This window comes from Reticulibacter mediterranei, from assembly GCF_016587455.1.
The window spans coordinates 491,082-513,313 of record NZ_BNJK01000001.1; the positions used below are offsets into that span (position 1 = coordinate 491,082).

A 22,232-nucleotide genomic window follows, 5' to 3' on the forward strand; every position below is an offset into this window, starting at 1 on the left:
GCGGACTTCCCTGCCCTCTCGATACGCCCGCTTTCCCATAGAGTGTACGCTTGAATGCCGAGACAATCTATGGTATTTTGTCATGAATATGTAAGTAATCGTCCAAAGATGGGAGTATCTCATGGATGCTCTGACAGATGTGCTTCATGCCCTCGAACTCAAAGGGTGGCTTCATTCGCGCATGGAGATGATTCTTCCCTGGCGCTTTGATTTTCTGACCAGTCCAGATAGCATTTTTCACCTGCTCTCTGGCGGTCATGGCTATCTCTCTGTGGAAGGGGAAGCCGCTCCTCGGCGGATAGGGAGCGGGGACGTGCTGCTCTTTCCTTTCGGACATGCCCACTCAATCGGCGATGAGCCTTCGTCTCCTTTGACGAGAACGGTACACCTGGCCTATTCCGCGCATCGAGAGTATCAGGTGCTCCCTTTCGAGGGCGAGGGACCAAAGATGGGGATACTCTGTGGCGCGTTCCATTTTGAGCACCCCAATGATTACCCCTTCCTCCAATGCCTGCCGAAAGTCATTCATATCCCTGGAGAACAAGGACGCATGGCCCAGAGCTTCGCCGAGCTTGTGCAAATGCTGGCACGCGAATCCGGCGAACGTCTGGTTGGCAGGGAGGTCGTGTTGCGACGGCTGACCGAACTGCTTTTCATTCAAGTGATCCGAGTCTGGATCGAGCAGCAAGCAGAAACCTCCACAGGATGGATAGCAGCGTTGCGCGACCAGTCGATCAGCACGGCTCTCGGCCTGATTCATCAGTCTCCTGATCGTGGGTGGAAAGTTGAGGAACTGGCAGAGGCGGTGGCCCTCTCCCGCTCAGCGTTCTCCGCCCGTTTCACCCGGCTGGTGGGTGAGGCTCCCATCACATATTTGACCCGTTGGCGCATGCAGCGGGCCAAACGATTACTCAAGAACGATGTCAAGATCCAAACGATCGCACCGCTTGTGGGCTACGAGTCGGAAGTGGCCTTTCGCCAGGCCTTCAAGCGAGAAGTCGGTATTTCCCCAGCTAGATATCGCAAGCTTGGGGAACCAGTCTCCACGACGTGGGAAAGAGCGTGAAAAGTAGTAACGACTGTGAGCGCAAAGGCACGACGCGCTCCACGAGGAATCTTACTGGAGGATCTGTGGCCTGATGCGCCTCTGGGAGAGAAATACCTCAATGATGCCGCCAATAAGCTCCGTCATGTCCTCTCTTCTGAACAGGGCGGTCTGCTCACCACCTTTGGCACGCATAGCACCAGTGGCTATGCGCTTCCAGATCAAAGCGTCTTGAGGGTGGATGCAGATGAGGCACTCGCCCTGCTCCAAGATGCTGAAGCAGTTGGACGCACTTCGGTCCCAGGGCTGAGGCTCTTGGAGCAGACTGCAACAAAGCGTTAGCCCTGGCCCAAGAACTGGATGACTATGAACTCCGAACGAGGGCAGCCAAAGCCAGGGGCCGCCTTTGGTGCGAAGCTGAGAGGCATCTTCTCCCAGAGTCACGTCTCGGCGGTAAAACGCTTGTCCAATCCCGGCCCACTCCCGCTCAAACAAAGGGTTGAGCAAGGTCGTCGTGCGGATACACCGTTCTTCCAGCCGCCCACTCTCCTGCATCGGCTTGCGGATCAGTGAAAAAAGTCTCAAGATCCTGCAAAAGCGTCGGTTGATTCTTTTTCGCAATGAGGACGTAGTGACCAGCAAAGCGGATCACATCAGCACAGAAGGCTCGTTGCGTGTGCATGGTATCGGCGGTGATGATACGGTCTTTGACCAGGGTGGGAGAGAGAAAGGCGGCCAGTGTGCTGATCTCATTGTGCTTGTGCAGCTCCGCTCGATGAGCCAGCACCACCCCTGCCTGTGGATCATACCACGAGAGGACATGAACGCTTGGCTGATGGGCCGGCTCGTGACCCAGGGTTCCGCGCAGCGTTTTGCCATCGACGGCCACCTGTCGTAATGTCTCTGGAGGCCCTTGGGTTGGGTTCTGTTCAGTGGCTCGTGCTTTGAGGATCACCCCAGCGATGACGTGAGCCAGCGCTTCAGCGTCACAGCCAGCCAGGGCGCGGGTGTAGGTCGCGTTACTGAGAAACTTACGAGGCCAGTCTAAGTCGGCTCGCAGTTCCCTCTCGCGCAGCCTCACCCATTCTACGACTCCCAGAATCGTCGTTTCTCCTGCCAGCTTTCCCAACAGGAGGAGCGTGAAAATGAAAGCTAACGGATAGCGTTTCCCTCGACGTTTGCATCCATCTGGAACGGACTCAAAGGCATAATAGAGCGAATTGGCATCGATTGGTAAGGCTGTTGGAGTGCTTGGCAGCACCGAATCGAATATGGTAAGGTTCATCTTGAGCCTTTTCTCGCTTTTGTAGGAGGTTTATGGTTTTCCTATTCTAGCAAGATTTGGCTCCTTTTGTCTTCTTTTCGGGACTTTGAAAAAGCCCTGGAAAGGGAGTGAGTTGGCTTGACAGAAAGGTCGAGGGAAAGTTATGCTTTTATTATTATCGAAAGACGCCTCTGAAGATTGTGAATGGACGGTAACAATGACGTGATTTCACTTTGCTTCACAGAAAAGAAACCCTGCTCTCCACTCATTCATGCGGACATCGTTGTACCAAATTAGCAAAACCACCGTTGGACACAAGGGAAGACGACTATGAGCCTACAGATTGACAACGTTGTTGAAAGTACAAAATCCCGGTCAGGAATCATCGACTGTGATGTACACCCTTACCCTAAAAACACAGATGAAATTCGCTCTTATATGAAACAGCCTTGGCGAGACCGGTATAGTGGAGGAGGACGAGGCTTCTTTGGGAATCCTGTTCATGGGTCCAGGCTTGATGCCAACCCTCCTCACGGTGGCCCAGCGGGATCTGATCCAGCATTTTTGCAGGAGCAACTGCTAGACAAATATGGCATTGCCCATGCCATTCTTCTGCCACGAGCCTTCTGCAACCTGCATCCAGACCCCGACTTTGGTACGGCCATTGCAGCCGCCTTTAACGACTGGCTCGCGGATACGTGGCTTGGCGCCTATAATGCTCATGGTGTTTTCAAAGGCTCGATCACTATCGCGCACCAGGATCCCCTCGCCGCTGCCCGCGAGATTGAGCGTTGGGCCGGGCATACCCATTTCGTGCAGGTTATGACCGATTCAGGAGCACGCGCCCCATTTGGTCAACGACACTACCTCCCGATCTACGAGGTGTGCGCGAAATACGGCCTGCCCTTTGCGATTCATCCAGGAACTGATGGCATGGGCATCAACATACAACCATCACCTGGATATCCCACGCACTATATCGAATGGCATACCTGTCTCTCGCTCGGCTTCCAGGCTCACCTGGTAAGTTTTATCACCGAAGGAGTTTTTGAGCGTTTTCCAGATTTTCAAGTGGTGCTCGTCGAGGGTGGAGTATCCTGGTTGCCTGCGCTCATGTGGAGGCTGGACCAGGAATATAAAGCGTTGCGCTATGAAGTTCCCTGGCTCAAACGACGCCCCAGTGACTATCTTAGGGATCACGTGCGTATCTCTTCTCAACCGCTAGAGCGGCCTGACAACGACCAGTACCTCCTCCAGATGCTTGAGATGATGGATGCCGAACATATTCTGATGTTTGCCAGCGATTACCCACACTGGGATTTCGACTCGCCCACTCGTGCTTTCCCTCGTCTCCCAGAGTCCCTACGTAAACGTATCTTCCATGACAACGCAGCAGAGCTTTATCACCTATAAGTTGAAGAGGAAGAAACATGATGGAAAAGTTTGCCGTCGGAATGGCCCGCGATTTACCACCAGGAAAGCGTATGATTGTTACCTTGAAGGGGCGATCTATCGGCATCTTCAATGTCGCTGGAACCTATTACGCGCTCAAAAACGCCTGCCCCCACCAAGGAGCACCCCTCTGTGCGGGATCTGTTGTTGGAATGACATTTCCCTCGCTCCCCTCTGGTCCTGATGATTATCTCTACGGACGTGAGGGTGAGATTCTCCGTTGCCCCTGGCATGGTTGGGAGTTCGATATCACCAATGGAAAATCTATTTTTAATCCCCACAAGTATCGCGTAAAAACCTATGAAGTAACGGTTGAGGAAGAAGAACCGCAGATCGAAACCTACCCCGTTACTGTAGACGCCGGGCGCATTATTGTCTCCCTTATGTAGAGAACTGCTAATACCTCTTTCTTCTTTCCATACAGCAGCCCTGAGTATTGTTGTGAGGGGACTGCTGTATGCTTCTATCGATGAAGAAACGGAGAATAAGTATGTGAAAGTACTGATACCAAAAGCAGCTACGTATCCTCCAGACAGTTTTACACCTGGAGAGCCATAACGTCATCATGCTGACGATGAAGAAGGCTATGAAATAGCAACAGCACTCTGGGAGCGGATACACTCCTGCGTTCTGAAATGAAGAAGAGCACGACAATGTGCCAGCTCAATTCACAAGTACATCAGGTAGAACATACTACTCCAGCTATTTTGGTTGAGCTATCCGCTCGATGCCCAATCATGTTTGATGTCCATGCTTCGCTCGTGCGACCGTGGTAAGCGCCTCATCTGGAATACCGTGTTGTCCGAGAAAGAGGAGCAACTGGGCCGCATGTTCCTGTACATGACGCATGGTGTAGAGGTGTAGTTCCAAGATGCTGACGCCCTGCTCCCCCGTCCAGGGGTAGGAGGAGATGGTTTGATGCGCCCGCTCGTCCGTCAGCGCGAAAAGCGTGGCGTGACATGTTCGCCGCGTCGCCGCCAGATAGGTGAGCAGTTCCTCCTTCGTATAGGGCTGTTCAGGTGAGACGGCAGGGTTGCCCTCAGTCCAGAGGAAGAGAGCAGGGGGAGTAAAATCCTCTTCAGGCGAGCCAGAGAGATACAAGTCGAGCCAGAAGAGGGTATGATACGCGATATACCAAAATTCGGAAAACGCTGCTGGAATCTACGGGAGGGGGAACCGTCCGAGGGGGTTCTCCACCAGAACAAAAAACGTGGTAATTGATTTTTGCAATGATTTGAGCGTATGGTAAATAGCGTGAATGTTCGACGATTTTTGAGGTGAGACGTAGGAAATCGGCGCGAATGTTGGGAATCAGGTGCTGGATCGACAGGCAATCCGCTCCAGACCGAGCAGAGATCTCTATAGGGATGGAAATTGGATAAGCAATCAAGAAAAATGGACACATTGTTCGCAGCCCTCTAGCTCAACCCATCCTGCGCCGTTCCCATCTTTTGCAGCAAGATTTATGAGAGTCGCATAGCTCCTTCAACCAAGGTTTTCCTGATCATGGCGACACTCTCGTCAATGGTGTATATGCTCGTATCCAGGGCATGAGACTCATATTGCCCTAAATGAGCAAAGTACTTCCACATCTTCCCCACAATCTCAGGATTGACCAATGCTCCATGCTTTCGTGCTACCGCTCGTGCAACGGTCGTCTGCTCGTCGGGGCGCAGGACGACGAAACGGACATCAAATCCGTCCTGAACTGCCTTCAACCATGGTTCGAAGTACCAAGGACCGATAATCCCATCGACGATGACCTCATAGCCACCTATGGCATATCTGATGGCACTGGCGGTAAACGCTTCAAGAACGAGGATGTTCTGCTCTTGCGCTTCGGGTAACCAGGTGGAGATATACCCCTTGCGAATAGACTGATAAAAGTCATCCGTATGCATGTGGACGGCACGTTCGTAGATCGACTGTTCTGCCAGCCGTCGTGCGACACTACTCTTGCCTGATCCAGGTGGACCAGAAACGATGACGATGGGTGTAGCATTCATTTCAATATCCTCCAATTGAACGTCTCTTGCATGCTGAATGCGCACAGAGAGTTGCTGTATTCATGAATGGAGTATACCGGGGAACCAAACGAAAAACATCGTCTAAAAGAGCGTTGTTTTTTCTGGCAGCCTGCGCCTAAGAGAGGGCTATCGCTTGTTCCTATCCTTCCCTCTCAACCTGTGCCAATTTCCTCTCGCTCGAAGGATGTACGTAATGATGCTTGAGATGCAACCTCATCTGTTTCGCTTCCAAAGGACGGGAGCGGACACTTCCAGATGAAGCTTCCGAATTTCCAAACGTCGAGAGTTGCAATCCGCCTCTGAAGCCGTCTACTCGGACAATCAACGCGTGATTCCCAACATTCGTGCCAAAATCCTACATTTCGCCTCAAAAATCGTCGAACATTCGTGCCATTTACCACTAGAAGCAAACAGTTGTGCTACCTTCCTCAGCGCACGACCCAGCAATACATTGACCCCAGGATTGTGCAGAACGGCGTGGCGTATGTGAAGCCCGCCTCATGTACGAGTTCCTGGACTCTGGCGGCGGTCGCCGTCTGTGGCCGGGACATCTGCTCCGTGAGCCCGGCCACGGTGCTCGCCATGCGTTCGGCTGGCATACCCATCGATTCACCATACTGCTGCCAGGCGCCCTGAAAATCCGCGTTCAATGTTGGATTCGCCATATCAATTTCTGCTGCGTCCGGACGCACGCCACTGATGAGATACAAAGGCGCTCCCGGCTGGAGATGGTTCTTGATGCTGCGCAACAGGGACAGTTTCGCGTCATCCGGGAGGAAGTGCAGCACGTAGAGACAGGTTGCAGCATCAAACCGCGCTTCAGATTCCAGTTGCTCAATGGTGCCCTGCAGGAAGGTCACACGATCCGCTAGTTTGTGCCGATCCACCTTTGCCAGCGCCAGCGCCAGCATCTGCTGCGAAGGATCGACACCGGTGATCTTCCATCCCGGATTGTGCGGGAGGAAGCGCTCGACCTCCGCGCCGCCACCGACACCCACCACCAGGATGTGCAAGTCGGGCTTGCCGAGGGCGCGCAAGAAGCTTTCCGTCAACTGGAACGTCAGGCCATAGCCAATATTCACGCCCCTGACTGTTTGCTCATAGGCGTCAAGGGGCATGGGTGGGTTCTTGTCGAAGTCAACAGGCGTTGAAGGCTGTGTCATTGGGAAATTGGACTCCTTCTATTCTCCTCTTGCGAATCGCGCACGATAGGAGTAGCATGGCTCATCTTTGCACATCATATCACAATCCCACGGGATGCGCGACGGGATGACAACAAACAACCGGTGTGAGCACAGAGGGGCAAAAGATGGGAATACTTGTAAAACAGGGCAAGAGCCTGCCTCATCGCTCTACTGTGAGCGCTACCTTGCAGCTCAAGAAGCTCCCACGACAAAGAAAACACGACAAGTGAGCGCCATCGTCTTCCCTGTTAGAACTTCCCCATCTGTTCCAGCTCCGCCTCAGGCCCGTCTTTTGTTCCTCCTCAAACTATTTACCCGGTTCTGGGGGCTGGCCACGCTCTCGCCTGCGCCGTCAATGGATTCGTGCCTTGCATACACAAACCATCGATCTGACCTTTGGCACTCCTCAATCAGACGATGACCACTCCACTCGCCGCTCATGTGGTGGCATAACTGGCGCTATCTACCGCACATGAAAGATGAAGCTCTGAGTCCGGTAGGTGAACGAATGGAAACGTTACCTATTGCACAACCTTCTGACGATATACGTGCTAAAACAGAGCAGATAATAGCAAAACTCATTGAGATGAAACACACCAACCAACAGACAGGACAACTTCTGCTCGATTGGTTGCGTACTGAATTTGATGTACAGGAACCAGGAAAACAACTAGAAAATGCCATTACGCTGGGCCTCCAGGCATTCGTCAATGAGGGACGCAAAAAGCGTCCTAGAACGGCGAAAAAGCTCACGCCAGCAGCACTCAAAGCATTGCAAGAGGACTATAGTGAACAAATCGGACCTCTTCAGCAGAGCAAGACCGAAGCACTTATGTTGGAACGAAAAGGGAATGATCTGGTGAATAAGGAGATCATGAATGATCTTGCCAAAAGAGAAATATTCGCTTATTGCAACCCAATGGAACTTATCCTTCTTCTCGCACAAAGTTTGAAGATTGATTAGAGAGGATTTGCCCACCCTATTTTCAAAATTCCAGCACAGGCGCTTGTTCATGTTGCCCTTCATTCTTGGTGGGTTCCATCAAATGATTGGTATAAGGATGAAGACTCAAAAGTGAAAAGACGCGCTTATCTTTACATAGCAGGATGGTATATATGACATTGACGACATATCACCTTGAAGGGAACACATCGTGAATTGCAATTCATAACTATTTTCCGCTGCCTTTTGCCAGTAACCGTTCGTCCATCTCTGCTTTATCGGAGAAGCAAGAGAGTGAGCAGAGCAGTGAAGAAGCGAACGGGCCACGTTACCATCCGATGCCTAAAAGTGAGGTTCCCTCTCAGAATACAAGACATAAGAGAAAAAGTCTCCATTCTTTCGAATGGAGATCAAAGAAGGGAAAATACGGGTCTCAAACCGTCTTCAGTTGTGAGGTCTGCACCTGACTAGCTTTTATTCCTCACCTTGTCTAGCCAGGCCTGCATATCCGCCTCATGCTCATCGTGAAAGTGACCGAAGAAAAATGCCCCGTTTAACTGCTCCCCTTCATCCAGCAACCCTACAAGTCGCGGATCTTGGAGATTATCATCAGAGAGCGCATCGACAGCCACTATCAACTGCTCAATGACTTCACGCGAATCGCTCAGCACATCTGCTAGTGGACGATCTTGATTGGCTTCGTAAAACCAGGCATTGATTTCATCGTCCTCCTGCAACTCTTTGGGCCAGTGCGGCGTAAGGTCTACCTCGGGATTCCGTAATGCCTGGATGCGTTTTACCGTCCGGCGTCGCCATTCAGTTAAATGCACGACAATATCCTTGATAGACCAGCCACCAGCGACCTCTGGCTGCGTCATATTGACCTCACCAATATCATTGAGCAACGCTTGCCAGTTAGCATTTTCCTGCTTCAATTCGCTCACAAGTTGGGCTTTGCTAAGAGTCATACTTGTTTTCCTTTCTTTTCATCCGGGCTTCTATGCAAAATATTGCATCAAAACGAGCCCCTTCCTCCCACTTTCCCAGTCTACCAGAAAAAGCGGCAAAAATACGCCCGCTTTCCTCAGAATTTGGCGGGAGACGAAGATTTGCCATCTATTGATGGGCTATGATATACTTCTTATGAGAAAAACTTCACCTCACACCTCTTCAGCCCCACAGTTCACAAAGCGCTTCAAGTTTCATCACCACCTCACAAAAAGCCCATCTCGTCATCTGTGCCATTCCCACTCTGCTATTGACCACTGCGGAAGTTTGGAAATTTGGAAACGGAATTCTAAGATGATTTGATAGATGCGACGAAAATAGAACCAATCGAGGCGCTATGTATCCAGCAAGCATTGTGCGGTTTTGAAAAATAGCTGGCCGTGCTTCCTTGAGCCATAAGCGCAAATATACAAACCACTTGATACTCGCTCGATAAAGCTCCATTCCCAAATGGTGGCTTCATCGAATCCAGATTCCCTGGCGAGGAGCTGGCAGTATTCGTGGGCTAAAGCAAGAGGATCGGCTGCTGCAAGCAGTTCCTCATTCCAGTCGCGCATGACCACTCCAAGATCATATTCTGGCTCGCAGAGGAAACCATCGGGATCAACAAAGACATAGCCCGACTCAGATCCAGTACGTGGAGCATGCACCAGAAGCGCGTTGGCCGAATGGGGGTCTCCATGGACGACGACGCATCGCCCTGGGTCAAAAGCATCCAAGCGCCTGCGCGCAAACTCCAAGGCCTGAGAGACAATTTTCTGAGAGCATGGCCGTTCAAGTTTGCCCCAGAGCTCGCTTATGAGCTGAGCCAGGGTCTGTGCTTTGTACTCCAGGGGGTTCATCGTTTGATCTGCACCAGGTGGGACAAGCCATGCTTGTTGAAGCGTCTTGCACAGCAATGGTATGGCCTGCTTCGGTTCCAAATTCCTCTCTTGCATGGAGGGTCCAAGCTGCTCTAGAAGCAAAGCGCGGCGCTTGTAGTCAAACTTGAACAGGCGAACGTAGCCGTGGCCATCCGCACGAAGAAGCGTGTCTATCTCTTGCTGAAAGTCGTACGGGCTGTGCTGGCTCGGCATAGCTATCTTTATGACTGCATTGCTACTGGCAGTGTTTACTGGCGCTACGTATGCTGAAGTTCCTCCCGAGAGCGGTTGGCCAATGCTCAGATCCCATTCTTGCTCAAGTTCGGCAAGAAGACCAGGGAGGTCTTTGAGCCACTGCCTTGTCTGAGGGCTTGATTGCTCGGCCTTCAGCCGAACTCGCTCAGGTACAACAATGCTACGTGTATGATCAGACCTCGTCATTATGGCATTGTATCGCATGGGTTGCATTTTGCCTAGATCGCAACGTTTGTGCTATCCGAACGCCTGGAGCAGTCGGCTGGCTCTGCATCCCTGAGAGGTGTGACTCAAGAGTTCTAACCTCCGCTGTAGGACGAAATTGTTGAGACTTTGAGTGGTGTTAGGATGCTCAGCGCCTAATACCTGCTTGCGGATAGCGAGAGCCCGCTCTAAATAAGCGAGCAGATGGTGGCGGCACTCACACCACTCATCGCTGCTCTTGAAGCCGCCAGTAGTGAGGAGGAGAAGAGATGACGCGATCCTGGGAAAGGAACATCGACGGCTTGCGAGCATACGCGCAGGAGAAAGCCGTAGAGACTGCTCGTCGAGCTGAGGAGACCATTGCTCACCTCCTGAAAGAGCAGCATGCCGTCAATTTCAAGACCGTCACTGAGACGGCTGGTATCTCTACGGCCTGGCTGTATGGCAATGAAGCACTCAAGCAGCGCATTATGCACCCGTGCTTACAGCAGGTGCCAGCTGTGCAGATCAAAATTCCGCGAAGAGAACAGGCGTCCTCAGCCTCAAAAGATACTATGATTGCTGCTTTACGCCAGCGGATCAAGAAGCTGAAAGAAGAGAATCGTGCGCTCAAACAAATGGTGGAAGTAGCGAACGGACTGCTCTATCAGCGAGAGGGAAAGCTTCGAGAGAGCACTTCTTGAGGGAAGCGGAGGCGAGCCTGGGTCTCGCTCAGATGTGAAGGTGGTATGGAGTTTTGCGCTTTTCGTGTCCCTCTTGACTTTCACCCAACCTGAAGGTTGTATGCTAGTGACAAGCGTTGTTCATCTGGCTGCAAACAGGCTGGAAGAGAGGAAATGAGATGTTAAAGATTCGCGATTTTGCGAAGCTCGCTGAGGTGTCGATGACCACCCTGCGCTACTACGACGAGATCGGACTTCTCAAGCCGATCCATGTCGATCCCCAGACCGGCTATCGGTTCTACACGATGGATCAGTTGCCGCGCCTGCATCGCATTCTGGCGCTCAAAGAGCTCGGATTGGGACTCACCCAGATCGTCGAGCTTCTCTCCGAAGGACTTTCTCCTGAGATATGGCAAGGGATGCTGCGGCTAAGGCGGGCACAACTCCAGCAGCATATCCAGACGGAACAGGAGCAACTCGTGCGCATCGAAGCGCGCCTACGATCTCTTGAGCAAGGCCGTGGTCTGCCGATCTATGAAGTCGTGCTCAAAGCGATCAAGCCGATCACCGGAGTCTCTCTGCGCCTGACGACGACGGAGATGGCGGATCAGGCATATTGGATTGACCCCATCAGTTCCCTGTTGAAGCGCTACGGGGTCACGCCCATCGATCCTCTGCTCGTCCTTCATCCGGAGAGTGAGGATGAGCATACCCTGGGTTCCGTAGAGATTGTCGCACTGGTTGAGGGGAGAGACGCCGATGCCCTGATTACCCAGAGTGAGCGGCTGACACGCTGTGAGTTGCCGGCGGTTCCTCACATGGCCAGTACACTCCATCAAGGCTCTCCCGCGCTGGCGTTCTCGGCCTATCAAGCGCTGGGAACCTGGATGGAACACAATGGCTACACCATCGTGGGACCACGCCGCAAGATTTTTCTGCACCGGAGAGAACAGCTTGACGATGCGCTCACCGAGATCCAGTTTCCGGTCGAGAAAGTGGGGTGAACGAGAGACGGGATGGAACATCTGGCAACAGTAAGGAGAGCAGAGGGAAAGACCCGTTCCGTCAACAGATTCCCTCAGGACAAGATGACTCGCCTGGCGTTCTCGCCAGCCATTGAACGATCCTGGATAGGAGGAATCTGTTTCCTCACCCCCAGAAAGAGAGACAAGTGAGCGCGGTGTTGCCTACACCGCGCTGGCTTGATCGAAGAAAAGATGACAACAAGAGCAACCTTTTGAACAAACAGAATGATGAGTACATGAAAGAGTCACAGGAGGATAGCATGATTATCGTTACTGGAGCCAACGGCCATCTTGGCCGGGCAGTCGTGGAGAATCTGCTCGAACTCGTTCCCGCCGAACAGCTTGGCGTGAGTGTCCAGGACACGGAGAAGGCACGGGACCTTGAGCAACGAGGGGTTCGCGTCAGAAGAGGGGACTTTGACGACGCGGCGAGCCTCGCGCATGCTTTTGAGGGGGCATCGCAAGTGCTCATCGTGTCAGCCCCTCGCCTCGGCGAGCAGGCTCTCCGTCAACATCGGACGGCGATTGACACGGCCAAAGCGGCCGGTGCTCAAAGGATTCTCTATACGAGCCAGATGGCAGCAAACCCAGCATCACCCTTTGCTCCCGCGCCCGATCACGCCGCCACAGAGGCGGCACTGCGTGAGTCGGGAGTGGCCTTCACCGCACTGCGCAATGGCTATTACGCATCGTCTGCCCTCATGCTGCTTGGGAGCGCCACCCAGACAGGGGAGGCGGTCGCGCCAGAGGACGGACCAGTTGCTTGGACAGCCCATGCTGACCTGGCAAGGGCGACGGCGATCACGCTGGCGAAGGGCGGTCTTGACGGGATCACCCCCGCACTCACTGGTTCCGAGGCACTCGACTTAGCTGGTGTTGCAGAGATCGTCTCGGAAGTGACAGGCCGACCCATCCGCCGAGTCGTGGTGTCAGACGAGGAGTTTCGCTCTCGCTTAGTCGCTCAAGGTAGCCCTGAGTCGATGGCGAACATGTACCTCGGGTACTTTGCCGCCAGCAGGCAAGGCGAGTTTGCCAACGTCGACCCAACACTTGCTCGCCTCATTGGCCGACCACCATTGACACTGCGGGATGTTCTCAAGGCCACGCTTCCAACGGGAAGGTAACGCTTCCCGTTCCCCGATATGTCAAAAAACGTGTATATCGGGGGACGAAGCTTGCGAGGCTTGTGTTTCGTCTCTTTGCTCTCGTCGAAGGATGTCCTGTTCGATCAGGATATCTACCACATCGAGCCGCGCGCCGCGCAGTCCACTACACTCACCAACTTCCACCAAGGTAAGAGGAAGTGTTCAAACCAATCTGACTTCCCTGAGTACCTCATGGGCCTCTCTCTTCTTTGTGAGTATATGTAGCAAAGAAGAAAATCCGGTGAGGAGCGAGGCGAGTTGCCTGGCGGTCTAGATTTCTTTCACTGTTTCCACAAGAAGCCGAACTGCAAATTACAGCGATCAAAGCCTGTTTGCAGTACCATCCTGGTTGGTTGTTGACACTACCCACTTTTCTAGCATTGCGAAACGTACGAATATTTCTCATGCAGCAGAGAAGTTGTCAGGGGAGTTCCTTCCTGTTGACCCCCAATCTCAGGGGAAAGTGGGTCCAATATCAGTGCTGTCCCGGATGTGAGACCCATGACGTTCCTGTATCCTTTCCGTAGCAGCGTGGTGCCCATGGCACTACTGGCTTCTGAGGGAGTCGTCCCGTCTACAAGGGGTTCCCAGAAAGGACACTCTGTGGGACTCGCTTCTCCCTGAATGTATTCGAGACTGAAAATGAGATGACTCTCGTGAGGAGAGAAAAGGAGATACTATGAGCCGTTGTGCTCTTTTCCGTTCTAGCTGTCGGCTGGGACTGCCGTCCGTCTGGAGGGTGGGGCTAAGCCTCTTCGTGTTGAGCCTGATGGTGGGCCTCCTGGCTCCTTCGACTCCTGGGTTGGCTCATGCACATGTTCCTCCGGCACGCATCCATATCGATAGCGACGTCAAGTTCTTTCATTTCTTCTCCGCCACAGAGGTAGCGGTGATGGGCAACAATGGTAATCTCTGGCTGGAACATGCCCCCTTCGGCCACGTCCCTCCAGACCGTACCCTGATTCATGGCGGGACCGATGGAGCGGTCCCCGTGAGCTTTCAAGCGATCTCCGACACCGAGTTCCTGGTCCGAGACGTACCTCGGTCTGTTTTTCTTGGGGATTTTAGTGAACTCCTCTTATTCCGTGCTCCTTTCGGCCTGGCCAACTCTACCTCGATCGATGATAATGTTGACGGGTATCAATGGCTCTCCGACACCCAGATCCTGGTGCTGGGGCTGGACAGCAAACTCTGGCTGGAACACGCTCCCTTCGGGCTCGGACACAATCCCCCAGGTCGGCTCCAGGTCGATGGGAATGTCGCCGGCTTTCAAGCGCTCTCCGACACCCAGATCCTGGTGCTGGGTAAGGATGGCAAACTGTGGTTGGAATATGGCCCCTTCGGTCACGTCCCTCCTAACCGTCTCTGGGTCGATGATAGTGTCGCTGGCTTTCAAGCGCTCTCCGACACCCAGATCCTGGTGCTGGGTAAGGATGGCAAACTGTGGTTGGAACATGCTCCCTTTGGTGTCGTCCCTCCAGGCCGGGTTCAGGTCGATGCTTCGGTCGATAGCTTTCGCTTTCTCGACAGCAACACGATCCTGGTGCGGGGCATCGATGGCAAACTGTGGCTGGAACATGGCCCCTTCGGTCACGTCCCTCCGGCTCGTGAACAAATCGATGGGGGTGTCGCCGCTCTCGTCGGTTTTCAGCCGTTATCCGCAACGCTGGTTGGGGTCAAAGGGAACGATAACAATCTCTGGCTGGAACAGGCTCCTTTCGGTTAGAACTCCCGCCCCTGGAAAAAATCACCTTGATCTCGCAGACTGCTGTCAACTGTCCAACTTTCGCTTGCTTGTAGAAGCAGGCAAGCCTAGTAGAGCAAATGTCCATGCTCTAGAGGAGAGGTCAAGGAAATCGTCACGGGCGCTCCAGGCGGAAACGCCCCAATCTCAGAGGGAAGTGGACCAATCTCGGTGATCCCCTGAGATGAGAACTAGGAAGCTCTTGTCTTCTTTCCAGAGAGGAGCCTGATCTCCAGGGCGCTATCCTCAGAATGGACCCCTTGTGGGGCTCGCTTCTCTCTGACAGCATTCGAGACTGACAACACAAAGACTCTCGTGAAGAGAACAAAGGATATTCTATGAACAGTTTTGCGCTTTTGCGTGCCAGCTTCCTACCGGTCTTCATGCGCGCCGGGAGAGTAGGACTTAGCCTCTGTGTACTGAGCCTGGTTCTCTTGGGCCTGGCTCCCATCCCGGCGGCGTTGGCTGCGGCCAAGGTTCCTCCAGCCCGCAAACAGATCGATGCCAACGTGCAGCAATTTCAATTTCTCGACAACACGCAAGGGTTTGTGCTCGGATTTGACAACACCCTGTGGTTAGAGCATGCGCCCTTTGGCAGTGTCCCTCCAGGTCGCACCCTCGTCGATAGGAACGTAGCTGGATTTCAAGCTATCGATGCTACACAGGTTCTGGTCGAGGGAACCGACGAGAAACTGTGGTTGGAGCATGCTCCCTTTGGCAACGTCCCACCGGGCCGCACCCTGATCGATGCGAACGTGGCTGCCTTTCAAGTGGTGCCCAACACGAACCTCCAGCAGATCGAAGTGTTGGGAACCGATGGCAACCTCTGGTTGGAGCATGCACCGTTCGGCCACGTTCCACCACCCCGCACCCTGATCGCCTTCGACTACTTCAAAATCATCTCTTTTCAACCCCTCTCCACTACGGAGACGCTGATTCTCAGTGGAATCGCTGATGGTGGTAGCCTGGATGATGTCCCGACACCCACTGGTGCAGGCAAGATAATCGCGACCAACGTGAGGAGCTTTCGAGACTTCGCAGGTCACCTCCTGGTGCTGGACAACGATGGCAATCTCCGGTTGACGGAGCAGCCTTATGGCAGTTCTTTCCTCCGAATTGATACCAATGTGTCTTGGTATCAATTTATCGACGCGCATGTCTATGTGCAATCCACCAATGGTGATCTCTGGTTGGAGAGTCAACCCGTGCCGAACCGCATCCAGGTAGATGCCAGGGTAAAGACCTTTCAAGCGCTCTCCACCACGGAGGTGGTGGTGCAGGGAACCGATAACAAGCTCTGGCTCGAAGTTGCCCCCTTCGGCTAGGGGACGCTTCCTTCTTTAAGAAGAGAGACCAACTGGATCTGGCAGGCCGGCTTTCACTGCAAAGCTTTTTTTGGCCTACCTGTCCATGCCAGTGGTATCTGGCCCATAATGGGAGGGCTTTGACACTCAACAGAATGGATCTTCTGCCGCGAGTTGATGGCGGCTCGATCAGCCAGAAAAGCCGGCTCAATGCTTTTCTGGTAGAATTACTGATCCATCGGTAAAGGCTCTGGCCCTTTGTCGAGAGGGCTTGCTTTGATATTAACGTAAAAGGAAACGAGATATGTATAATCCAGACTCTACGCCTAATCAACCTCCCTTCTACAATCAGGGTTCGCCGTCTCGGCCCCCTTATCCTCAGGAACCATTCACCGGACCAGGCTCAGGGTACAGTCAGGGTTCCAGACCAAGCCAATTTCTTCCTCCTTCTCCTTATACACAAAGATCAATGCCGGAGCAACCCTCGTTATATAAACCCTACAACCCAGGACAGGACCAGGGACAGCGTAAAAGCTGGTCAACTGCCATCTTCCTCTGCTATTTCCTGGGATTATGGGGTGCCCATCGCTTCTACACAGGCAAGACTGGTACAGCTATTCTGCAACTCTTCACCCTGGGTGGGTTGGGGATCTGGTGGGCTGTCGATTTGATTATGATTATCACTGGTTCATTCACCGATAAGGACGGGCGAGGTCTCTCTTCCTCCACGTATCCGCATATCATGTACAATCCTCGCGGCAAACTAGTAGCGATCACTTTATTGCTCTGTAGTCCAGTTGGACTGCATCGTTTTTATGTTGGCAAAACAGGTTCCGCGATTCTGCTGTTACTCTCCTGCTTCACTACTGTTGGCCTTATCTGGTGGGCAGTCGATCTCATTATGATTATGGTCGGAGCATTCAAGGACAAAGACGGCCAACCTTTAGTTATCCATTGGCAACAATAGTAGTAATACGGCATGTTGATTAGTAGGGACCCTCTTTACCTTGACAGGACGGAATATCTGGGGCCAATTCCTGTTGCAGCCAATTTACTACCTCTCTTTGAGTAAAGGGGTAATGAACTTTTTTGGTTAACATTTTTGACGGATCAGGGCGATTTATTGAACTTTTTCGCTAGCAGATAGTGAACATTGATACGATCAAAAACAGCCAGGCTCTTGGGAGAGATGGCTAGGAAGCAGAATGCATGTGGACGGGGAAAGTACCTATCTCAGGCATTGGAGATCCCTATTTAGTGTGATGCAAAACTCAGGAGAGTATAGGGTGAGTCTCGCTTGCCTGTTCTGCATTCTGACCCCTCCTCCTCACTTTTCCTGACTTATCCGTTGTTGAGTGGTAAGTGAGATCGGAGCAGAACAGGTAAATTTACAGATGTATCTGTCCGTTGCTTGAATTATGCTAGTAAGAGCTATCTCAAGTCATTGGGATGGTAAAAAAAGATGTAATAGAAGTAAAAAGATTTTTATAAAACACTTATCGATTGAGAGAAGAAGTATATCTTTCCAGAAAGGATTTTTTCTATGTTAGTAGAACGCGGGCGATCAGCTCACTACCATGTGGTACGCCTGCTGCGGCTGGCCCTGACGCTGGGAGCGGCCTGGCTGCTCAGTGGGTTCATGGTATTCTTACTCGCGACAGTACCTGCGTATGCCCATACGACCAGTAGTACTTCTGATGCGACCACTGAGCAAGGCAGCACGACGGTCAATGTGAAGACTGCGACTGGCAGTGTGATGCGGCAAGATGTTTTTGCGCGTGGACCAAACAACACCCTGGCGCATCGCTGGAGAACGGTCGGAACGCATACCTGGACCCCCTGGAAGCTGTTGGACCTGCATCTGGCTTCTGCTCCCACTGCCATTCAAAACCCAGACCCTTTCCATAGTCAAGGTGTGATCCATGTCTTCTATAACACCCAGGCTAATAGCGACCACACGTCTTCTATCGAGCGCATAGGCCTTGATCTCAATGGGAATATGGTTTTTCATGAAAACCTGTTCTCACGTCCTTGCGAGCACAGCTTCGGCGGGTTCTGTGCTCCCTCTCATCTCGGTATCATCTCGGCTCCCGCCGTCTTGAGTCGAGGTCAGTTGCATCTGGGTTACTATCACGAGGAGGTCTTTGCGCTTGAAGATGCCCACACGATGGTGCACCGATGGCTGGTAGCAAATGATGGTCGAGGCTATGTCTGGTCGGACTGGAAAGTGCTGAGTCGCGCAAATTACGTGGGCGATCCGGCAGCCATTTCGCTGGGACCAAACCGCATGGATGTGTTTATCCGCAGCACTGACAATCACATCTATGACAAAACCTATAATGGCAGTTGGGGCCTGTGGCAAGATCTCGGGGGAGACTATCAGTCCAGCCCAACGGTGACGAGCTTGGCAGCAGGCAGCATGATGCTCTTTGCACTCACCAACAATACCATTTCTGGCAGAACCTTCTCCAATGGCTCCTGGGGGGCATGGGGCAAGGCCGATCCAACGGGTGGAGCGAGCGGAACGATCGGGGCGAGCCGCGCGGGTTTTAGTGGTCAGGTAGACCTGTTTGTTCCCGATAGCGGTGGTTTCCTCTGGCTCCATAGCGATTACCTCAATGGCAACAATGCCGAGATACAACTGCTTGGTGGTGGTCAGATCACCTCAGCGCCAGCGGCCCTGGTGTGGTCCTATTCAGCATAAACGCTTTTCTAGCGTGGCATCTCATTGGAATGGGGCAAATGATCGCGAGAGCAGCGTTTCTCTCGCCAAATGCTTTTCTTTCTTGAGGTGAAGCAAGAGGAAAAGCATCTGGCCTTATTTATGTGGGATATTCTCCCTTGTTGCAGGATCAGTATACTCCGATTAATAGATGCAATATACTCTCGCTAAGATCCCAAAGCATCAGCAAAAGGGGCAAGGAAGCAGGATTCTGGTCTGCTAAGGTTGCTAAAAACGGCGGTAGAATATATCTGCTCAGTGAGTATGTCAAGGAGATAGTGATGAAATCGTGCGGCACAACCAGTTCTCTCCCCCAATCCGGTAAACTGGCCATCACGCACGACACACATCACCTTCATGTCGAAGAAGACCCATCGGTTGTGACTATTTGCCATTCTCTCCGCAATCACTGCCAGTTTGCCGTCTGTGCGAGTCTTTTTGGCTGCGTGGGCGTGAGGATGCTGCCTCATTTCTCTGATAAGTATGCTTTTGATGAAGAGAGAAACGTATAGAAGAAATCTTTCCCTGTCTCTCATTTTCCTATGGGGCTGACGCGCATCTAGAGTACTCTGCTCGCGTGTGACGCTCCACTTGTGGGAGATCTTTATCTGAAGATCCCTACTTAAGGTGGAGGTAATACCATGAACCTTTTGGAACGTGATCACTGTTTAGATCAGTTGTCGGAACTTTTGTCCATGGCTAGAACCGGCCATGGGCGAACAGTGCTCATCAGTGGGGAGGCTGGCGTCGGCAAAAGCGTGCTGGTGGAACACTTTGTGAGCCAACAGGACAGCACAGTAAGACAGCTCTGGGGAGCCTGTGAAGCGTTATATACTCCTCGCCCACTGGGGCCGCTCTACGATATAGCTTCACAGACTCAGAGTAGCCTATTGACGCTCATGAGTGGTCACACGGAGCGGGCAACATTATTCTCCGTTTTGCTTGATGACCTGCGGCAGAGTCCCCTTCCTACTATTATGGTGTTTGAAGATGTCCACTGGGCTGATGAAGCCACGCTGGATCTGATCAAATTCCTGGGAAGACGCATCCCACAGTTTCCAGTTTTGTTTCTCATCACGTATCGTGATACCGAACTCGGCTTCGACCATCCCCTGTGGTCGGTGATCGGTGATCTGCCGGGCCATGCACTGGCACGTCTCATGCTCTCCCCCTTTCTGAGCAAGCCGTCTGGCGTCTGGCGAACCTTGCCCATCGAACCGCCGAAGGACTCTATGCTGCGACTCTTGGAAACCCCTTCTTTGTCACCGAAGTTCTCGCCAGCGACACAGGAGACGTCCCCATGATGGTACGTGATGCTGTCCTCGCCCGGATCGCGCGCCTCTCCCCTGCCGCGCGTACTCTTCTCGAACTCGCTTCTATCGTGCCCACCCGAAGCGAACGCTGGCTTCTGGAAGCGTTCGTGGGATCGCTCGACGCAGCATTGGAGGAATGCCTCACTGCAGGCATGCTGGAACTTTCTCTCACAGCGGTGACCTTCCGGCACGAGATCGCGCGCCAGGCAGTTGAAAGTACGCTTTCCCCTTTGCGCCAACAAAGGTTACATACCCAAGTACTACAGGTTTTGATCACCCACAGCGAGGAAACTTCCCAGGCAGCGCGCCTGGTTCATCACGCACTTGGGGCCAGCGATGCGGCTCTGGTGGCTCGCTATGCGCCACTGGGGGCAAAGCAGGCGGCAGTGCAAGGAGCACATCGCGAGGCAGCAGCACTGTATGCAACGGCACTACGCTATGCAGATCAATTCCCACCCGAGTACCATGCCGAGTTGCTGGAAGGACGGGCATATGAATGTTATCTGACCAACCAGATAGACGAGGCCATACAGGCACAGTTGGCTGCCTTGCGGATCTGGCAGCAGTGCGATCGACCCGAGGCGATAGGCCAGTCGTTACGCTGGCTTTCTCGCTTCAGTTGGATGCTCGGCAAGCCTGGTGAGGCTGAGCAGTATGCAACGGAAGCGATCCACCTCCTCGAAACGCTTCCGCCCAGCTCTGAACTGGCGAGGGCTTACGGCACCAAAGCACAACTCTTTATGATCGCTGAGGACTACCCCGAGGCGATACTGTGGGGAGAGCGGACGCTCGTGCTGGCCGAGTCCCTGAGTGATATCCAGACCCTGGCGCATGCGTTAAACACTGTAGGAACGGCCCAACTTTCTGCCCAGAATGAGCAGGGACGTATCAACCTGGAACGGAGCTTGCAGCTCGCCCTGGAAAAAGGGTGGGAGGATTATGCCGCCCGCGCCTACTGTAATCTAGTCACATGCGCCATGCGCACCCGTGACTATCCACATGCTGTTCGCTACCTACAGAAGGGTTTGGCCTATTGTACTGAACATGATCTCGATACCTGGAGGACGTACCTGATGGCCTGGCAGGCTGCCGTCAAGTTCGAACAAGGGGACTGGGACGAAGCGGCGTCGGAGGCAAGGTACGTTCTCGACCAGCATCGCATATTTCCCGCAACCAAATTTTGGGCTCTTGTGGTCCTGGGCTGGATACGGGTTCGGCGAGGCGATCCAGGCGGTGTAGCGGTGCTTGACGAGGTTCGCGGTATGGCGCAAGCCTCAGGAGAACTCCAACGGATTGCGCCAGTGGCGGCGGCCCGCGCTGAGACTGCGTGGCTCTCCGGAGACCTGAAGCGCTGCCAGGCGGAAGCACACGAGGGCTATGATCTGGCTCTGGCACATACTGATTTGTGGGCACTAGGTGAACTGAGCATCTGGCTCTGGCGTGCAGGCGAGCTGACGCAGGCTCCGAGACGGGTCGCCGAACCGTTTGCGCGACAGATCGCCGGAGATTGGCGTGCTGCCGCTGAACAGTGGGTGCTCCTGGGTTGTCCCTATGAGCAGGCGCTCGCGCTTGCTGATGGGGATGGCGAGGCCATGCTTACTGCACTCGCGCTCTTGGAGCGGCTGGGTGCTCAGCCCGCCGTGGCCCTGGTACACAGACGATTACGGCAGCAAGGGATTGCAGGGATTCCTCGAGGACCTCGCCCTTCGACCCGTGCGAATCAAGCAGGGCTCACGAATCGGCAGCTGGAGGTATTACAATTGATGGTTGAGGGCCTCTCCAACGCAGAGATCGCAAGTCGCTTGATCACTTCCCCAAAAACCATCGAGAGCCATGTCTCGGCTGTGTTGGCGAAACTGGGGGTGAATTCGCGGGCGCAAGCCGTCCGGGCTGCCTATCACATGGAGTTGCATCCTGGATGGAATTTTCGAGATGAAACGGAACTTCGTCAACTTTGGTGATTCCGAGTAAGGGGAAGTCCCAAATTCGGGGCAAATCCACAGCAGACCAGTCTCAGCATAAGGGTAGAGAAAGACTAATATTGGGGACTTCCCTGATGTAGGAAGCGGGGA

The 22,232-nt window shown here is 53.2% G+C and carries 20 protein-coding genes; 14 read left to right on the forward strand and 6 right to left on the reverse strand.

Going from position 1 to position 22,232, the window contains the following annotated elements:
* The first annotated feature begins 121 nt into the window (after positions 1-121).
* Positions 122-1,066 carry an AraC family transcriptional regulator gene (locus K3T83_RS02345; RefSeq protein WP_220201375.1) on the forward strand — a complete coding sequence of 315 codons (945 nt, stop codon included), beginning with the start codon at positions 122-124 and terminating at the stop codon, positions 1,064-1,066.
* Between the two features lie 15 nt (positions 1,067-1,081).
* Positions 1,082-1,387 (forward strand): AfsR/SARP family transcriptional regulator, encoded by a 306-nt coding sequence (locus K3T83_RS02350; RefSeq protein ID WP_220201376.1) that lies wholly within the window; start codon positions 1,082-1,084, stop codon positions 1,385-1,387.
* 145 nt (positions 1,388-1,532) lie between these two features.
* Here the strand turns inward: K3T83_RS02350 and K3T83_RS02355 are convergent, their stop codons facing one another.
* On the reverse strand, positions 1,533-2,330 hold the full coding sequence (locus K3T83_RS02355; protein ID WP_220201377.1) for an ISAs1 family transposase: 798 nt from the start codon (positions 2,328-2,330) through the stop codon (positions 1,533-1,535).
* Positions 2,331-2,639: 309 nt separating this feature from the next.
* On the opposite strand from K3T83_RS02355, the gene K3T83_RS02360 reads away from it, so the two are divergent.
* Both K3T83_RS02360 and K3T83_RS02365 read left to right on the forward strand, forming a co-directional pair.
* Positions 2,640-3,722, forward strand: a complete 1,083-nt coding sequence (locus K3T83_RS02360) for an amidohydrolase family protein (RefSeq protein ID WP_220201378.1) — start codon at positions 2,640-2,642, stop codon at positions 3,720-3,722.
* Positions 3,723-3,739: 17 nt separating this feature from the next.
* Positions 3,740-4,150: a Rieske (2Fe-2S) protein gene (locus K3T83_RS02365; protein WP_220201379.1), complete on the forward strand. Its 411-nt coding sequence runs from the start codon at positions 3,740-3,742 to the stop codon at positions 4,148-4,150.
* 346 nt (positions 4,151-4,496) lie between these two features.
* Here K3T83_RS02365 and K3T83_RS02370 read toward each other — a convergent pair whose 3' ends face one another.
* From K3T83_RS02370 to K3T83_RS02380, 3 genes are all read right to left on the reverse strand, one after another.
* Entirely contained in the window at positions 4,497-4,922 is a 426-nt protein-coding gene (locus K3T83_RS02370) for a DinB family protein (protein ID WP_220208149.1), read from the reverse strand.
* A 302-nt stretch (positions 4,923-5,224) separates the two neighbouring features.
* Positions 5,225-5,767 (reverse strand): AAA family ATPase, encoded by a 543-nt coding sequence (locus K3T83_RS02375; protein ID WP_220201380.1) that lies wholly within the window; start codon positions 5,765-5,767, stop codon positions 5,225-5,227.
* 449 nt (positions 5,768-6,216) lie between these two features.
* Positions 6,217-6,951 carry a class I SAM-dependent methyltransferase gene (locus tag K3T83_RS02380; protein ID WP_220201381.1) on the reverse strand — a complete coding sequence of 245 codons (735 nt, stop codon included), beginning with the start codon at positions 6,949-6,951 and terminating at the stop codon, positions 6,217-6,219.
* A 493-nt stretch (positions 6,952-7,444) separates the two neighbouring features.
* Here K3T83_RS02380 and K3T83_RS02385 point away from each other — a divergent pair, with 493 nt between their 5' ends.
* Positions 7,445-7,936, forward strand: a complete 492-nt coding sequence (locus K3T83_RS02385; RefSeq protein ID WP_220201382.1) for a DUF8810 domain-containing protein — start codon at positions 7,445-7,447, stop codon at positions 7,934-7,936.
* A gap of 446 nt (positions 7,937-8,382) precedes the next feature.
* On the opposite strand, the gene K3T83_RS02390 is transcribed toward K3T83_RS02385, so the two are convergent.
* The gene (locus K3T83_RS02390) at positions 8,383-8,883 is read right to left on the reverse strand and encodes a ClbS/DfsB family four-helix bundle protein (RefSeq protein WP_220201383.1); all 501 of its coding nucleotides are present in this window, start codon (positions 8,881-8,883) and stop codon (positions 8,383-8,385) included.
* A gap of 375 nt (positions 8,884-9,258) precedes the next feature.
* Positions 9,259-10,227: an aminoglycoside phosphotransferase family protein gene (locus K3T83_RS02395; RefSeq protein ID WP_220201384.1), complete on the reverse strand. Its 969-nt coding sequence runs from the start codon at positions 10,225-10,227 to the stop codon at positions 9,259-9,261.
* Between the two features lie 287 nt (positions 10,228-10,514).
* On the opposite strand from K3T83_RS02395, the gene K3T83_RS02400 reads away from it, so the two are divergent.
* The 9 genes from K3T83_RS02400 to K3T83_RS02440 all read left to right on the forward strand — a co-directional run bounded on the left by K3T83_RS02400 (position 10,515) and on the right by K3T83_RS02440 (position 22,121).
* On the forward strand, positions 10,515-10,928 hold the full coding sequence (locus K3T83_RS02400) for a DUF6262 family protein (protein ID WP_220201385.1): 414 nt from the start codon (positions 10,515-10,517) through the stop codon (positions 10,926-10,928).
* A 158-nt stretch (positions 10,929-11,086) separates the two neighbouring features.
* Positions 11,087-11,911 carry a MerR family transcriptional regulator gene (locus K3T83_RS02405; RefSeq protein ID WP_220201386.1) on the forward strand — a complete coding sequence of 275 codons (825 nt, stop codon included), beginning with the start codon at positions 11,087-11,089 and terminating at the stop codon, positions 11,909-11,911.
* A gap of 281 nt (positions 11,912-12,192) precedes the next feature.
* Entirely contained in the window at positions 12,193-13,056 is an 864-nt protein-coding gene (locus tag K3T83_RS02410) for an SDR family oxidoreductase (protein ID WP_373324572.1), read from the forward strand.
* A 700-nt stretch (positions 13,057-13,756) separates the two neighbouring features.
* Positions 13,757-14,803, forward strand: a complete 1,047-nt coding sequence (locus K3T83_RS02415; RefSeq protein WP_220201388.1) for a hypothetical protein — start codon at positions 13,757-13,759, stop codon at positions 14,801-14,803.
* A 356-nt stretch (positions 14,804-15,159) separates the two neighbouring features.
* Entirely contained in the window at positions 15,160-16,146 is a 987-nt protein-coding gene (locus K3T83_RS02420; protein ID WP_220201389.1) for a hypothetical protein, read from the forward strand.
* A 283-nt stretch (positions 16,147-16,429) separates the two neighbouring features.
* A complete protein-coding gene (locus K3T83_RS02425; protein WP_220201390.1) occupies positions 16,430-17,092 on the forward strand; it encodes a TM2 domain-containing protein in 663 nt (220 codons plus the stop codon).
* A 576-nt stretch (positions 17,093-17,668) separates the two neighbouring features.
* The gene (locus tag K3T83_RS02430) at positions 17,669-18,829 is read left to right on the forward strand and encodes a DUF8189 domain-containing protein (protein WP_220201391.1); all 1,161 of its coding nucleotides are present in this window, start codon (positions 17,669-17,671) and stop codon (positions 18,827-18,829) included.
* 659 nt (positions 18,830-19,488) lie between these two features.
* Positions 19,489-20,151 (forward strand): AAA family ATPase, encoded by a 663-nt coding sequence (locus K3T83_RS02435; RefSeq protein WP_220201392.1) that lies wholly within the window; start codon positions 19,489-19,491, stop codon positions 20,149-20,151.
* The gene (locus tag K3T83_RS02440; RefSeq protein ID WP_220201393.1) at positions 20,148-22,121 is read left to right on the forward strand and encodes a LuxR C-terminal-related transcriptional regulator; all 1,974 of its coding nucleotides are present in this window, start codon (positions 20,148-20,150) and stop codon (positions 22,119-22,121) included. Before K3T83_RS02435 ends, K3T83_RS02440 begins: the two co-directional genes overlap by 4 nt.
* The last annotated feature ends 111 nt before the right edge of the window (positions 22,122-22,232 follow it).

Coding starts and splice junctions, on each gene's coding strand:
- K3T83_RS02345 (WP_220201375.1), top strand. CDS start 122: ATGGATGCTCTGACAGATGTGCTTCATGCCCTCGAACTCAAAGGGTGG.
- K3T83_RS02355 (WP_220201377.1), bottom strand. CDS start 2,330: ATGAACCTTACCATATTCGATTCGGTGCTGCCAAGCACTCCAACAGCC.
- K3T83_RS02360 (WP_220201378.1), top strand. CDS start 2,640: ATGAGCCTACAGATTGACAACGTTGTTGAAAGTACAAAATCCCGGTCA.
- K3T83_RS02365 (WP_220201379.1), top strand. CDS start 3,740: ATGATGGAAAAGTTTGCCGTCGGAATGGCCCGCGATTTACCACCAGGA.
- K3T83_RS02375 (WP_220201380.1), bottom strand. CDS start 5,767: ATGAATGCTACACCCATCGTCATCGTTTCTGGTCCACCTGGATCAGGC.
- K3T83_RS02380 (WP_220201381.1), bottom strand. CDS start 6,951: ATGACACAGCCTTCAACGCCTGTTGACTTCGACAAGAACCCACCCATG.
- K3T83_RS02385 (WP_220201382.1), top strand. CDS start 7,445: ATGAAAGATGAAGCTCTGAGTCCGGTAGGTGAACGAATGGAAACGTTA.
- K3T83_RS02390 (WP_220201383.1), bottom strand. CDS start 8,883: ATGACTCTTAGCAAAGCCCAACTTGTGAGCGAATTGAAGCAGGAAAAT.
- K3T83_RS02395 (WP_220201384.1), bottom strand. CDS start 10,227: ATGACGAGGTCTGATCATACACGTAGCATTGTTGTACCTGAGCGAGTT.
- K3T83_RS02400 (WP_220201385.1), top strand. CDS start 10,515: ATGACGCGATCCTGGGAAAGGAACATCGACGGCTTGCGAGCATACGCG.
- K3T83_RS02405 (WP_220201386.1), top strand. CDS start 11,087: ATGTTAAAGATTCGCGATTTTGCGAAGCTCGCTGAGGTGTCGATGACC.
- K3T83_RS02410 (WP_373324572.1), top strand. CDS start 12,193: ATGATTATCGTTACTGGAGCCAACGGCCATCTTGGCCGGGCAGTCGTG.
- K3T83_RS02415 (WP_220201388.1), top strand. CDS start 13,757: ATGAGCCGTTGTGCTCTTTTCCGTTCTAGCTGTCGGCTGGGACTGCCG.
- K3T83_RS02420 (WP_220201389.1), top strand. CDS start 15,160: ATGAACAGTTTTGCGCTTTTGCGTGCCAGCTTCCTACCGGTCTTCATG.
- K3T83_RS02425 (WP_220201390.1), top strand. CDS start 16,430: ATGTATAATCCAGACTCTACGCCTAATCAACCTCCCTTCTACAATCAG.
- K3T83_RS02430 (WP_220201391.1), top strand. CDS start 17,669: ATGTTAGTAGAACGCGGGCGATCAGCTCACTACCATGTGGTACGCCTG.
- K3T83_RS02435 (WP_220201392.1), top strand. CDS start 19,489: ATGAACCTTTTGGAACGTGATCACTGTTTAGATCAGTTGTCGGAACTT.
- K3T83_RS02440 (WP_220201393.1), top strand. CDS start 20,148: ATGATGGTACGTGATGCTGTCCTCGCCCGGATCGCGCGCCTCTCCCCT.